Source organism: Mycobacterium gastri (assembly GCF_002102175.1).
GTDB classification, from domain to species: Bacteria; Actinomycetota; Actinomycetes; order Mycobacteriales; family Mycobacteriaceae; genus Mycobacterium; species Mycobacterium gastri.
The window spans coordinates 115,959-129,091 of the sequence record NZ_LQOX01000119.1 but is presented as its reverse complement, the minus strand read 5'-3'; the positions used below and the strand labels follow the sequence as shown (position 1 = coordinate 129,091).

Here is a 13,133-nt window from a genome sequence, read left to right as displayed (position 1 = left end):
CCGTTTCCAAATGGTGACGTTCGCCGTCAGTTTTCCCTGAAAGAAGGCCGCTGGGTGCAGCCGCGCGTTGTCGGACACTCACCTCTGTCGCAACCCGCACTCGACCCGCATGCCACCGCAGAGGTCCAGCGCTCTTACCGGCGGGGCGTCGGCGCCTATCACTGATCTAGGCTGACGGCAAGGCGCTCGCAAGCGGACTCATGAGTGGACTCAATAAGTGGACACCGAAAGGCAGGGAGAGGCAAGTGACGGTCCGGGTAGGCATCAACGGCTTTGGTCGAATCGGCCGCAACTTTTACCGGGCCTTATTGGCTCAACAAGAGCAGGGCACCGCTGATATGGAGGTGGTGGCCGTCAACGACATCACCGACAACCACACGCTGGCTCACCTGCTGAAATTCGACTCGATCCTGGGCCGGCTGCCCCACGACGTCAGCCTCGAGGGCGAGGACACGATCGTGGTCGGCAGCACCAAAATCAAGGCGCTGGCGGTCCGGGAAGGACCGGCCGCATTGCCGTGGGGTGACCTCGGCGTCGACGTCGTCGTCGAATCCACCGGCCTGTTCACCAACGCCGCCAAAGCCAAGGGCCATCTGGACGCCGGTGCCAAGAAGGTCGTCATCTCGGCTCCCGCGACCGACCCGGACCTCACCATCGTGTTGGGCGTCAACGACGACAAGTACGACGGCAGCCAGAACATCATCTCCAACGCCTCGTGCACGACGAACTGCCTCGCGCCGCTGGCCAAAGTGCTGCACGACGAGTTCGGCATCGTCAGAGGCCTGATGACGACCATCCACGCTTACACCCAGGATCAGAACCTGCAGGACGGTCCGCACAAGGACCTGCGCCGCGCACGCGCCGCCGCGCTGAACATCGTCCCCACCTCGACCGGCGCGGCCAAGGCTATCGGCCTGGTGATGCCCGAGCTCAAGGGCAAACTCGACGGCTACGCGCTGCGGGTGCCGATTCCCACCGGTTCGGTCACCGACCTGACCGCCGACTTGGCCAAGTCTGCCACTGCCGAAGAGATCAACGCGGCATTCAAAGCCGCTGCCGAGGGCAGGCTCAAGGGCATTCTGAAGTACTACGACGCGCCGATCGTCTCGACCGACATCGTCACCGACCCGCACAGCTCGATCTTCGACTCCGGGTTGACCAAGGTGATCGAAGGCCAGGCGAAGGTCGTGTCGTGGTACGACAACGAGTGGGGTTACTCCAACCGCCTCATCGACCTGGTCGCCCTGGTCGGCAAGTCCCTGTAAACTCACGCAGCCGTGACTATCCATTCCCTCGAAGACCTTCTCGCCGAAGGTGTTTCGGGTCGCGGCGTATTGGTGCGCTCCGACCTGAATGTTCCGCTCGATGAGAACGGCGCCATCACCGACCCGGGCCGTATCACCGCGTCGGCGCCGACGTTGCGGGCGTTGCTCGATGCCGGCGCCAAGCTGGTGGTCACCGCGCACCTGGGTCGCCCCAAGGCCGGCCCCGACCCCAAGCTGTCGCTGGCGCCGGTGGCCGCGGCCCTGGGTGAGCAGCTGGGCCGGCACGTTCAGCTGGCCGGGGATGTCGTCGGCGCCGACGCGCTGGCCCGCGCCGAAGGGCTGACGGCCGGCGACATCCTGCTGCTGGAGAACATCCGCTTCGACAAGCGCGAGATCGCCAAGGACGACGGTGAGCGCCTCGCCCTGGCTCGGCAGCTTGCCGAATTGGTCTCTCCCGGAGGCGCGTTCGTCTCCGACGGGTTCGGTGTGGTGCACCGCAAACAAGCCTCGGTCTACGACGTGGCAACGTTGCTGCCGCACTACGCCGGCATGCTGGTCGCCGAGGAGATCCGGGTGCTCGAGCAGTTGACGGGTTCCTCCGAGCGGCCCTACGCGGTGGTGCTGGGCGGATCGAAGGTGTCGGACAAACTCGGTGTGATCGAGTCGCTGGCCACCAAGGCCGACAGCATCGTTATCGGCGGCGGAATGTGTTTCACTTTCCTTGCTGCGGAAGGCTATTCGGTTGGAACGTCGTTGCTGGAAGGCGAGATGATCGACACCTGCCGCAAGCTGCTCGACACCTACCACGACGTGCTGCGGCTACCCGTCGACATCGTGGTGACCGAGAAGTTCGCCGCAGATTCGCCGCCCCAAACCGTCGCCGCCGACGCGATCCCGCACGACCTGATGGGCCTGGACATCGGCCCGGGATCGGTCAAACGGTTCGCCACGCTGCTGTCCAACGCCAAGACCATTTTCTGGAACGGGCCCATGGGCGTGTTCGAATTCCCCGGGTATGCGGCGGGTACCAGGGGCGTCGCCGAGGCGATTGCCGCCGCGACCGGTAGAGGAGCTTTCAGCGTGGTCGGCGGCGGTGACTCGGCGGCCGCGGTGCGTGCGCTCGGCATCGCCGAAAGCGACTTTTCGCACATATCCACCGGCGGCGGCGCGTCGCTGGAATACCTTGAGGGCAAAACACTTCCCGGCATCGAGGTGCTGGGTCGTGAGCAGCCGACTGGAGGGAAGTCGTGAGCCGCAAGCCGTTGATCGCCGGCAACTGGAAGATGAACCTCAATCACTTCGAGGCGATCGCGCTGGTGCAAAAGGTCGCGTTCGCGTTGCCGGACAAGTATTACGACAAGGTTGACGTGACGGTGATCCCGCCGTTCACCGACCTGCGCAGCGTGCAGACGCTGGTTGACGGTGACAAGCTGCGCTTGACCTATGGTGCCCAGGACTTGTCACAACACGATTCCGGCGCCTACACCGGTGATATCAGCGGGGCGTTCCTGGCGAAACTGGGTTGCAGCTACGTCATTGTCGGACACTCCGAGCGGCGCACCTACCACAACGAGGACGATGCCCTGGTGGCCGCCAAGGCCGCCGCCGCGCTCAGGCACGGGCTGACGCCGATCGTCTGCATCGGCGAACACCTCGACGTGCGGGAAGCAGGAAACCACGTGGCATACAACGTCGAACAGCTGCGCGGTTCGCTGGCCGGCCTGTCGGCCGAGCAGATCGGGTCCGTCGTCATCGCCTATGAGCCGGTCTGGGCGATCGGCACCGGGCGGGTGGCCAGCGCCGCCGACGCCCAAGAGGTCTGCGCGGCGATCCGAAAGGAGTTGGCGTCGCTGGCGTCAGCGAAGATCGCCGAGACAGTGCGGGTGCTCTACGGCGGCTCGATGAACGCGAAGAATGTCGCCGAGCTGGTCGCCCAGGACGACGTCGACGGCGGCCTGGTTGGCGGAGCGTCGCTGGAGGGGGAGCAGTTCGCGACGCTGGCCGCCATCGCCGCCGGGGGACCGCTGCCGTAAAGCCGCGCCATTCCACGTCGACGCGACGGGTGACGGGTGCAGCAGCATCGGTTGATGAACCACATTGCGGCGCTTAGCGGCAGCGTTATCGGGGCGCTTCGGCCGGCCAACGCACCCTGGGCTGTCGGGTCGGCGCTGTGGGCGATGGCCACCGCCGCGTTGATCGGCGGAACCGGCGTGCTCGTGGGAGATCTCCAAGTCGCGGGAGTGGCCTTTCTCGGGGCGGCATGTGCCGTCGGCTTCCTCGCCACCGGGTCATACCGTGCTCGTTGGCGAGCGGTGATCGCCCAGGCCAGTGGCGGTGCGCTGGGTATCGGCGCTGGCACGCTGGTTCCGGTTTCGACCGCGGGACTGGTGCTCACTGCGGCAACCGCCGGCACGATCTCCGGATTGATTGGCGGAATAGGCTCTAGCGCAACGGCATTCGGGATGATGCTGTCCGTCGGCGTGGCGTTCGGTCAGTTCGGCGGGTCGTCGCTGCCCTGGTGGCAGCAGGTGCTGTGGTATTTGGCCGGTGCCGCGGTGGCCACCGTGGCCTTATTGGCGTCCTGGGCATTTCGGCGTGGCGCGCAGGAACGACGCGCAGTGGCCGGAGTGTTCGACGCGGCCGCGGACTTGTGCGCAGCTATCGGCGCCGCGGATGCCAGTGCCGCACGGGCGCGACTGGCAGCCGCGTCGGCAATTGCACGAGCCACCCGGCAGCACCGGCAGGCCGACTTGGTGGCGCTCGCGGCGGCAGCTTTGTATGCCCAGGGCAAACCGGTGCCTGACCCGGCTATCGAAGCAATCCGACTGGCCGCCAGGCAGATTCGGGCTGGCAAGCAGGCCTCGGTCGTACTGTCGGAGCGCGACGATCCGTGGCTACTGGCGCTGGCCGATGCGCTGCGCCCCGACCCGGTGCGCCCGGGCGCACCGGTGCCGGCAACCAGCAGGCTGTCGTCCCTGATTCGAACGGCTTGTTCGCGCGATACCGTAGCCAACGGTGTGCGGATTGGGCTGTGCCTGGCAGTGGCGACTGGCATCACTGTCGCGATGCATGAACGCACCCATTCGTTCTGGTTGCCGTTGACCACCGCTGTCATTGTGCGCCCGGAGTACGCGTCGGTGTTCGTGCGCACGGTTAACCGGATTTTCGGCACCTTGATAGGTGCGTTGCTGGTGACGGGCTATCTGGCGGTCTGGCCCTCGGGCCTGCCGGTGGTGGTGGCGACCGCGCTGGCGCTGGGCTTTGTGGTGCTCTCGGCGCCGAAACTCTACGGCCTCAGCGTCATCGGAATCACCAGCGCGGCGCTGTTGTCGCAGTCGATCGGTCAGCCCGATCCGAACGCACCCGCTATCCGACTGGTCGACACTCTCATCGGCGCCGCTGTCGCCGTGGTGTTTGGTTATCTGCTGTGGCCGGGGGCCAGGCGCTTACCCGGCTCCGCCCGGTTCTCGTCGGCTCTGGCCGCGGCGCGCCGTTATTTCGCCGAGGCGGTCAAGCCGGCCGGTCAGCGCCGACGCTGGCAGGCTACCCGCGACGAGGCATACCGGCTGGCACACCGGGTGCGCGCTGGCGCGGAGGCCGCCGTGCTGGAACCTCCGCCGGTCAGTTCACTGGCGGCACAGGCCATTCCGGCAGCCATTGAACTGGAGGACGCAGTGGACGCGATCACCGCGATCAGCGTGGCGATCGACGGCGGTGATGATCCGGTTGCGTTGATCGATGATGTAGAGCATCGGTTGGCGCGCCTGGATCAGAGCGCAGTTGCTATTCGATAGGTGGATCACGTGGTTACGTGGTCAATGACCGCACCGCCCGAATGGTCAGCGTCCGTGCCAGGTGGGCTCGATAACGGTCGGTACCGCCGGGCGGGCACGCGATGTCTCGCAACGCATCCGGGTGCGGTCGCTTGCTCAACGCCGCTTCGGCGTCGGGCCACCGTGTCGGACCCGATGCCAAACCGCTGATGGCGACTCGGAATCCGGATTCCGTCTCGGCCACCATCACCCCGATCAGCGCACTGCGCGCAGCTCGATCGGGCAGCCGCGCATATGCCGATCGCAATAGTGTGGGGGACATCGGAAAGAGCAGCGAGACAATGACTTCCGAATCGGCCAAAGCGGTGCTGAACGCGCCGGTGAAGAATTCTTCGGCCGGGATGCGGCGCCGGTCGGTGATCACCGTGGCACCCAATCCCACACACGCGGCAGGGTAGTCACCGGCCGGATCGTTGTATGCCAGCGACCCGCCAATGGTCGCGCGGTTGCGCACCTGAAGATCGGCGATTTGGGAAGCCAGCAGCGCCAACGATGGAAGTGCTTGCCGGACAAGTGTATCGGTAGCGATCTGGGTATGGGTCGCCATTGCGCCTATGCAGACCTCGGCGCCGTTGACGGTAATGTCGCGTAGGGCCGTGACCGCGCCGAGGTCCACCAGCATCACCCGCCTTCCCGGTGTCCTGGTTAACGCCGGGACCAGGGTTTGTCCGCCGGCCAATGGCACGGCGCCCCCGCAGCCGAGCAGCCGGACTGCTTCACCGACCGTGGTGGGGCGATGATAGACCCAGGCGCTCACCGCCTCTGCCCGTCTTCAGCGGCCATCTCCGCGGCGGCCTCGGCGATGGCGGAGACAATGCTGCGGTATCCGGTGCAGCGGCACAGGTTGCCGGAGATGCCGTCGCGGATGATGGCCTCATCTGGCGACGCGCCATAACGGGCCACCAGGTCGACGGCGGCCACCAGCATGCCCGCGGTGCAGTAGCCGCATTGCACGGCGCCGTGGCGCAGGAATGCCGCCTGCAGCGCGTGCAGCGAATCCGGCGTGGCCAAGCCTTCGACGGTGACGACGTCGGTGTCCCCGGCCTGCAGCGCAAGAACGGTGCAGGACTTCACCGCGCGGCCATCCAGCAACACCGTACAAGCCCCGCACACGGCCGTATCGCATCCGATCGCGGCGCCGGTGAGTCCAAGCGGGCCGCGCAGCAGGTCGACCAGACGGTCGTGTGCAGCCACGTTCACTTCGGCCGGATTACCGTTGACCGTGAACCTGACCGCGCTCAACCCTTCGGCCTCAACGTCCTTCATGGATGGCCTCCCAGATGACGGCGGGGCGGGCGGGCATCTGGATGCCGGCCGCGGCCGGATAGTCGTGCAGCGCGTCGGCGATGGCGTTCATCACCGCGGGCGGCGCTGCCGCGGTGCCGGATTCGCCGCATCCCTTGGCGCCCAACACATTCGTCGTCGACGGCAGACCGTTGTCCACCCATTCGACGTCGGGTATCTCGCACGCCGTTGGGGGAGCATACGTCGCAGCGTCACCGGCGGCGATGCTCATCAGTTCCGCGCAGTCGGGTGCACGCTCCAGGAGCGCCTGCGCGATACCGTGTGCCACCGCGCCCTGCACCTGGCCACGCACCGCTCGCTCGTTGATCACCCGGCCGAAGTCGTCGACCGCGACATAGCGCAGCACCGTGACGCAACCGGTTTCGGGGTCGATCTCGAGTTCGCAGGCATGGCAGCCGTTGGCGAAGCTGCCGTGGCGCAAGCTGACCTCGGACTGGCCGTCGAGGGCTCCCTGCCAGTGCGCGGCCACCTCGCTGATCGAGAACGAAAACCATTCGCCCGCACCGGCATCGGCAAGAAACCTGCCGTCGGCATAGCTCACCGCCTCGACATCCACACCCCACTTGTCCGCAAGCACCTGCTTGCCGCGCTGCACCGCGTCGGACAGTGCTTGGTCCAGCGCAGCGGTCGAGGTCAGCAGCGACTTGGATCCGCCGGTGCCCGCGCCCCGCGGCGCTACCGAACTGTCGCCCTCTCGCACGGTGATCCGCGTGAGATCGATGCCGAGCCGCTGGGCAGCCAGCTGCTGAAGCGGAAAAGCATGGTCCTGTCCGCTCGATTGGGTCCCGACGACGATGTCCAGGCAGCCGTCGCCGGAAAATGTCAGGGCGGCGCACTCGACGGGAAAGGTGCCGGCGCGCATGGCTTCAGCGACCTGCAGGCCGCCGTTGGATTCCAGGTAGTTGGCAAAACCGAAGCCGCGCAACCGTCCGCGCGCCGCCGATTGTCGGCGGCGCGCTTCGAATCCGGCACGGTTGGCCACCTCCAGGCACCGAATCTGATTGTCCAGAAAGCGGCCGCCGTCGATCACCAGGCCGGTGGTTGCGGTAAAGGGCCGGGTCGCAGTGGCGGGCAGATTGCGGGCCCGCAGTTCGGCCGGATCGAAACCCAGTTCGCGGGCGGCTCGGTCGATCAGCCGTTCCAGCACGTAGGTGGCCTCCGGGCGGCCCGCCCCGCGAAAAGCGTCGACCGGAACGTTATTGGTGAACATGGCTCGCACGTTGATCTCGACGGCCTGGAAGCGGTAGGCGCCGGTCTGTACCGGCGCGCCGACCCCGGTCGCGGTGAGCGGCGCCAGCTGCGACAGGTACGCGCCCAGATCCACGGTGGGGCGGACCGACAACGCCAGAAAGCGGCCGTCTTTGTCCAAGGCGATTGTCGCCTCGGTGATGTGCCCGCGGCCTTGCGTGTCGGACAGGAAAGACTCCGAACGGGTCGCGGTCCAGCGGACCGGTCGCCGCAGCCGGCGGGCACATTCCAGAACCAGGGCGTGTTCGGGGTAGGCGTAGATCTTTACGCCAAAGCCACCGCCGACAGTGGGCGTCAGCACCCGCAACCGCCGCGGGTCTAGGTCGAAGGCGTGGGCCAGCACGTTGCGGACGAAATGCACCCCTTGGGTATTGGCGAGCAAGGTCATGGTGTCGGTCTGATCGTCGTAAAAGCCGACGGCCGCGCGCGGTTCGATGGGGTAGGGAACAAGCCGCGGTGACGTCAGCGTGATTGTTACGACGTGATCGGCTGCGGCGAAGAGGTCCCGGCACGCCTGTGCGTCGCCGAATCGCCAGTCGAAGCACACGTCATCGGGCGCGCTGGCCCAGATGGGCACCTCGAGATTGGGTGAGTCGACGTCTGCTCGGTATGGCAGCGGCTCATAGTCGACGTCGACCAAGGCGGCTGCCGCAACGGCTTGGTGTGTGGTTTCGGCGACGACGAAGGCGACACCGTCACCGACGTGGCGCACCCGGTCCACGGCCAATACGGCTCGGTCGGCGTCGACGCGCGGTCCGCCGGAATCGGATCGCAATCCGATCACGCAGCCCAGCGGACGGATCGTGGCCGCGATGTCGTGGCCCGTGATGACCGCCAGAACTCCCGGCGCGCTCGCGGCCCGCGAGCTGTCGATGCGCCGAATCCAGGCGTGCGGCAACGGTGAGCGCACCAAACAACCATGCGCCTCGCCGTCGAATCGCATGCCGTCCACATACGTGCCGGCGCCGCGAACCAGGTCGTATTCGGAGCGGGGCGGCAATCCCGCCGGATCTGTGAACCGCACCTGGCTACCTGCCGGCAGGCGGTCCGAGTAGCGGGCGCACAAGCGCTGGGCTGCGCGGGCGGGCGTCAGCGGTACTTGATCAGCAAACCGACGCCGATGATGCACACCACCCAGATTCCGGTGATGAACAGCGTCAACCGGTCCAAGTTTTTCTCGACAACGGTCGACCCGGACAGGCTGGACTGCACACCGCCGCCGAACAGGGTCGACAAGCCGCCCCCCTTCGCGCGATGCAGCAGTACCAGCAACACCACCAGCACGCTGGTGATCACCAAGGTGATCTGCAGGGCCAATTCCATGACCGGCAGCCTACCGAACTGTCGACGGATAATGGGCGCCGGGCGGGCCGGTTGCTGATACTGGGACACATGGATGAAGCTGCCGACCTGGTTTTCGATACCGCGCTGGAACCGATTGGCGATGTCCACCGGACCCGGCTGGGGCGTGCGGCGACCGAGCCGATGCGCGCCGACATCAGGTTGTTGGGCGCGATCCTCGGCGACACCGTGCGTGAACAGAACGGCGACGAAATCTTCGAGCTCGTCGAGCGAGCACGGGTGGAAGCCTTCCGGGTGCGCCGCTCCGAGATCGACCGAACCCAGATGGCGAAGATGTTCGACGGCATCGACATCCACCGGGCCCTCCCGGTCATTCGGGCCTTCAGCCATTTCGCGTTGCTGGCCAACGTCGCCGAAGACATTCACCGGGAACGCCGCCGCGCCATTCACACCGCCGCCGGTGAGCCGCCGCAGGACAGCAGCCTGGCGGCCACGTACCTGAAACTCGAATCAGCCGAATTGGATTCGGCGACGGTTGCCGAGGCATTGCAGGGCGCCCTGGTTTCCCCGGTCATCACCGCCCATCCCACCGAAATCCGCCGGCGCACCATCTTCGTCACTCAGCACCGGATCACCGAGTTGATGCGGCTCCACGCCGAGGGGCACACCGAGACCGACGACGGCCGCAGCATCGAATCGGAGTTGCGTCGTCAGGTTCTCACCCTGTGGCAGACCGCGCTTATTCGCCTCTCACGACTGCAGATCAGTGATGAGATCGCGGTCGGGCTGCGGCTGTACCCGTCGGCGTTCTTCAAGGTCGTCCCGCAGGTCAATGCCGAGGTGCGGCGGGCATTGCGAGACCGGTGGCCCGGCGCCGACCTGTTGTCGGAGCCCATTCTGAAACCGGGATCCTGGATCGGCGGCGATCGTGACGGCAACCCGAACGTGACCGCCGAGGTGGTGCGGCTGGCCACCGGCAGCGCCGCATACACCGCGCTGTCCCACTACCTGGCCGAGCTGGACCAGCTCGAGCAGGAGCTGTCGATGTCGTCGCGGCTGCTCGCCGTAACGCCCGAGCTGACCGCGTTGGCCGACGGCTGCCGAGACAAGGCTCGCGACGACGAACCGTACCGGCGGGCCCTGCGGGTGATCCGCGCCCGGCTCAGCGCCACCGGCGCCGAGATCCTGTTTCAGCAACCGCAGCACCAGCTTGACCTGGGATTGCCGCCGTACGCCACGCCGGACGAACTGCGGGCCGACCTCGACGTCATCGATGCATCGCTGCGCACCCACGGCAGTGCGCTGTTGGCCGACGACCGGTTGGCGTTGTTGCGAGAAGGCGTGCACGTCTTCGGTTTTCATCTGTGCGGTCTGGACCTGCGGCAAAACTCCGACGTGCATGAGGAGGTCGTCGGCGAGTTGCTGGCCTGGGCCGGTGTGCACCCGGACTACGGCTCGTTGTCAGAGGATGAGCGGGTCGCGCTGCTGGTCGGCGAGCTCGCTACCCGTCGACCGCTGATCGGTGACCGGGCGCTGGGGGTATGCCCCCACAAGTGGGAGGTGCCCCCACCCGCTTGCGGGGGATTGTCCGACCGGGCGCGTAGCGAGCTGGACATCATCGCGGCCGCCGCCCATGCGGTCCAGACTTACGGTCCCGATGCGGTGCCCAATTACGTCATTTCGATGTGCCGGTCGGTGTCGGATGTGTTGGAGGCCGCGATCCTGTTGAAAGAGGCCGGCTTGCTGGATGCCTCGGGGCCGCAACCCTACTGCCCGGTGGGCATCTCGCCGCTGTTCGAGACGATCGGCGACCTACACAACGGGGCGACGATTCTGCAAGCAATGCTGGACCTTCCGCTGTACCGGCGCCTGGTCACGGCCCGCGGTGATGTGCAGGAGGTGATGCTCGGCTACTCCGACTCCAACAAGGACGGTGGGTACCTGGCCGCCAACTGGGCGGTGTACCGCGCCGAGCTGGCCCTGGTCGAAGCGGCCCGCAAGTCGGGAATTCGGTTGCGGCTCTTCCACGGTCGCGGCGGCACGGTCGGCCGCGGCGGCGGCCCCAGCTATCAAGCGATCCTGGCGCAGCCGCCGGGGGCGGTGAGCGGCTCGTTGCGCCTTACCGAGCAGGGGGAGGTCATCGCTGCCAAATACGCCGAGCCGCAGATGGCGCGGCGCAACCTGGAGAGCCTGCTGGCCGCGACCCTGGAGTCGACGCTGCTGGATGTCGAGGGGCTCGGTGACGCGGCGGCGCCGGCCTACGCGGTGCTCGACGAGGTCGCCGCCCTATCGCAGCGTGCGTATGCCGAATTAGTCCATGAGACATCGGGTTTCGTCGAGTATTTCATGGCGTCCACACCGGTCAGTGAAATCGGGTCACTGAACATCGGCAGTCGCCCGACGTCGCGTAAGCCCACCTCGTCGATCGCCGACCTGCGCGCCATTCCGTGGGTGTTGGCGTGGAGCCAGTCGCGGGTGATGCTTCCCGGCTGGTATGGCGCCGGCTCGGCGTTCGAGCAGTGGATCGCGGCCGGCCCCGACGCTGAAGCCGACCGGCTGGAAGTGCTGCACGACCTGTACCAGCGCTGGCCATTTTTCCGCAGCGTGCTGTCCAACATGGCGCAGGTGCTGGCCAAGAGCGATCTGGGCCTGGCGGCCCGCTATGCCGAACTGGTGGTCGACGAGTCGTTGCGGCACCGGGTTTTTGACAAGATCCTCGACGAGCACCACCGCACGATCGCCATGTATCAACGCATCACCGGCCACGACGATCTGCTGGCCGACAACCCGGCGCTGGCGCGATCGGTGTTCAACCGGTTCCCGTACTTGGAGCCGCTGAACCATCTTCAGGTGGAGTTGCTGCGCCGCTATCGCTCGGGTGCAGACGACGAGTTGGTGCAGCGCGGCATCCTGCTGACGATGAACGGATTGGCGAGCGCGCTGCGGAACAGTGGCTAGCTGGCTTCGCTCGAATCTGGCTGTGCGCCGACCTGGCGGCGAATACGCTGACGACTGAGCGCTCGGACCGAAGCCGGCCGCGCACATCGGCGCGAACTGACAAGGAGTTCGATGGGTGGTACCGGTTTACCTCTTTGGCTCCTTATGGTTACTGTCGCAATGGTTACTGTCGCATTCCTCGCGATTCTGATCGCGGTGGGCTGCCAACGGGTGGCAACTCGCACCCTGTCGGCGGTCGGCGAAAGACACAATTCGAACATGGCGCCGTTTATCACCGTCGTCGGGCTTGTCTATAGCGCGCTGCTCGGACTCACCGTGGTCTTCGCCTGGCAGCAGTTCTCCGCCACCGGCGCCGTTGTCACTCACGAGGCGTCCACGTTGACCACGCTGTACCGGCAGACGGTCGCTATGCCGGAACCAGAGCGGACACAGGTGCGCAACGAGTTGCGACAGGACGCGGGCGCCGTGGCGGGCCCGGAATGGCGGATGCAGAGCAGTGGTGGAATCAGCGAGAGTGCACGATCCGCGATCACCGAGATGTATCGCATTGTGGGTATTGAGCCGGCCGGCGTTGCGGCGCACCCGATCCAGTCCGTGTTTCTTAGCCAGGTGACCGTGTTGGCTACCGACCGCACCACCCGCATTCTCGACGCCCGGCCGCGAATATCCGTACTGATGTGGTTGGGGCTGATGTGCATCGCGTTCTCGTTCGACCATCCCTTCGGGAATGAGCTGAGGATCACGCCCGCGCCGTTTCACCACGCGATGGAGGTTTTCGACGCGATCGACGCGGAGACATAGTCAGGTGGTTGAAGGCGCACACGGGAGGACGTTGGTGATCGAGAAGCTGAACGACTTTGCCGACAACATCGCCGCGTTTCGGTGCCATGGGCGCATGACGAAGACCGATTACGAAACCGTGCTGATGCCAGACATCGAAGACAAGCGCAAGCGGCATAAGAAGCTACGGGCCTACACCGAGATCGCCCCCGATTTCTCATTTGGTCCCGACGCGATATGGGCGGGAATGAAGTTCGGCCTACGTCACTTCTTCAGCTGGGAACGCGGCGCGCTCGTTACCGACCTGGCATGGATGCATCACGCAGCCAAATTCTATGGCCGCCTTGGTTTCCTGATACCCGGAGGATTCCGTGCCTTCCCGACCGCTGAGGCGAACAAGGCGCGCGACTGGATTGGTGAACCCCAAGGCTGATGTCCCGTC

Annotated in this window: 11 protein-coding genes; 7 read left to right on the top strand and 4 right to left on the bottom strand. The window is 66.1% G+C overall.

Annotated features, from left to right (window positions below):
• The first annotated feature begins 245 nt into the window (after nucleotides 1-245).
• Genes gap through AWC07_RS17650 form a run of 4 tightly spaced genes read left to right on the top strand, consistent with a single transcriptional unit; the run spans nucleotide 246 to nucleotide 5,059 of the window.
• Nucleotides 246-1,265, top strand: coding sequence for a type I glyceraldehyde-3-phosphate dehydrogenase (gene gap / locus AWC07_RS17665; RefSeq protein ID WP_036415971.1), 1,020 nt, complete (start codon nucleotides 246-248; stop codon nucleotides 1,263-1,265).
• Nucleotides 1,266-1,277: 12 nt separating this feature from the next.
• On the top strand, nucleotides 1,278-2,516 hold the full coding sequence (locus AWC07_RS17660; RefSeq protein WP_036415970.1) for a phosphoglycerate kinase: 1,239 nt from the start codon (nucleotides 1,278-1,280) through the stop codon (nucleotides 2,514-2,516).
• Nucleotides 2,513-3,298, top strand: a complete 786-nt coding sequence (gene tpiA / locus AWC07_RS17655; RefSeq protein ID WP_085105168.1) for a triose-phosphate isomerase — start codon at nucleotides 2,513-2,515, stop codon at nucleotides 3,296-3,298. Before AWC07_RS17660 ends, tpiA begins: the two co-directional genes overlap by 4 nt.
• A gap of 54 nt (nucleotides 3,299-3,352) precedes the next feature.
• Complete coding sequence (locus tag AWC07_RS17650) at nucleotides 3,353-5,059, top strand: FUSC family protein (protein WP_139829752.1); 1,707 nt, start codon at nucleotides 3,353-3,355, stop codon at nucleotides 5,057-5,059.
• Nucleotides 5,060-5,072: 13 nt separating this feature from the next.
• Here AWC07_RS17650 and AWC07_RS17645 read toward each other — a convergent pair whose 3' ends face one another.
• The 4 genes from AWC07_RS17645 to secG all read right to left on the bottom strand — a co-directional run bounded on the left by AWC07_RS17645 (nucleotide 5,073) and on the right by secG (nucleotide 8,974).
• The gene (locus AWC07_RS17645) at nucleotides 5,073-5,855 is read right to left on the bottom strand and encodes an FAD binding domain-containing protein (RefSeq protein ID WP_036415622.1); all 783 of its coding nucleotides are present in this window, start codon (nucleotides 5,853-5,855) and stop codon (nucleotides 5,073-5,075) included.
• On the bottom strand, nucleotides 5,852-6,364 hold the full coding sequence (locus AWC07_RS17640) for a (2Fe-2S)-binding protein (protein WP_139829751.1): 513 nt from the start codon (nucleotides 6,362-6,364) through the stop codon (nucleotides 5,852-5,854). Before AWC07_RS17640 ends, AWC07_RS17645 begins: the two co-directional genes overlap by 4 nt.
• A complete protein-coding gene (locus AWC07_RS17635) occupies nucleotides 6,351-8,675 on the bottom strand; it encodes a xanthine dehydrogenase family protein molybdopterin-binding subunit (RefSeq protein WP_051508087.1) in 2,325 nt (774 codons plus the stop codon). The genes AWC07_RS17640 and AWC07_RS17635 overlap by 14 nt, the downstream gene beginning before the upstream one ends.
• 65 nt (nucleotides 8,676-8,740) lie before the next feature.
• Nucleotides 8,741-8,974 carry a preprotein translocase subunit SecG gene (secG, locus tag AWC07_RS17630; protein ID WP_036415646.1) on the bottom strand — a complete coding sequence of 78 codons (234 nt, stop codon included), beginning with the start codon at nucleotides 8,972-8,974 and terminating at the stop codon, nucleotides 8,741-8,743.
• A 69-nt stretch (nucleotides 8,975-9,043) separates the two neighbouring features.
• Here secG and ppc point away from each other — a divergent pair, with 69 nt between their 5' ends.
• The 3 genes from ppc (at nucleotide 9,044) to AWC07_RS17615 (ending at nucleotide 13,124) form a co-directional block, all read left to right on the top strand.
• The gene (gene ppc / locus AWC07_RS17625; RefSeq protein ID WP_036415624.1) at nucleotides 9,044-11,911 is read left to right on the top strand and encodes a phosphoenolpyruvate carboxylase; all 2,868 of its coding nucleotides are present in this window, start codon (nucleotides 9,044-9,046) and stop codon (nucleotides 11,909-11,911) included.
• Between the two features lie 144 nt (nucleotides 11,912-12,055).
• A complete protein-coding gene (locus AWC07_RS17620) occupies nucleotides 12,056-12,712 on the top strand; it encodes a bestrophin-like domain (RefSeq protein ID WP_051508088.1) in 657 nt (218 codons plus the stop codon).
• A 34-nt stretch (nucleotides 12,713-12,746) separates the two neighbouring features.
• Nucleotides 12,747-13,124, top strand: a complete 378-nt coding sequence (locus tag AWC07_RS17615) for a SpoIIAA family protein (RefSeq protein ID WP_036415649.1) — start codon at nucleotides 12,747-12,749, stop codon at nucleotides 13,122-13,124.
• The last annotated feature ends 9 nt before the right edge of the window (nucleotides 13,125-13,133 follow it).

Coding starts and splice junctions, on each gene's coding strand:
- AWC07_RS17650 (WP_139829752.1), top strand. CDS start 3,353: ATGAACCACATTGCGGCGCTTAGCGGCAGCGTTATCGGGGCGCTTCGG.
- AWC07_RS17640 (WP_139829751.1), bottom strand. CDS start 6,364: ATGAAGGACGTTGAGGCCGAAGGGTTGAGCGCGGTCAGGTTCACGGTC.
- secG (WP_036415646.1), bottom strand. CDS start 8,974: ATGGAATTGGCCCTGCAGATCACCTTGGTGATCACCAGCGTGCTGGTG.
- ppc (WP_036415624.1), top strand. CDS start 9,044: ATGGATGAAGCTGCCGACCTGGTTTTCGATACCGCGCTGGAACCGATT.
- AWC07_RS17620 (WP_051508088.1), top strand. CDS start 12,056: ATGGTTACTGTCGCAATGGTTACTGTCGCATTCCTCGCGATTCTGATC.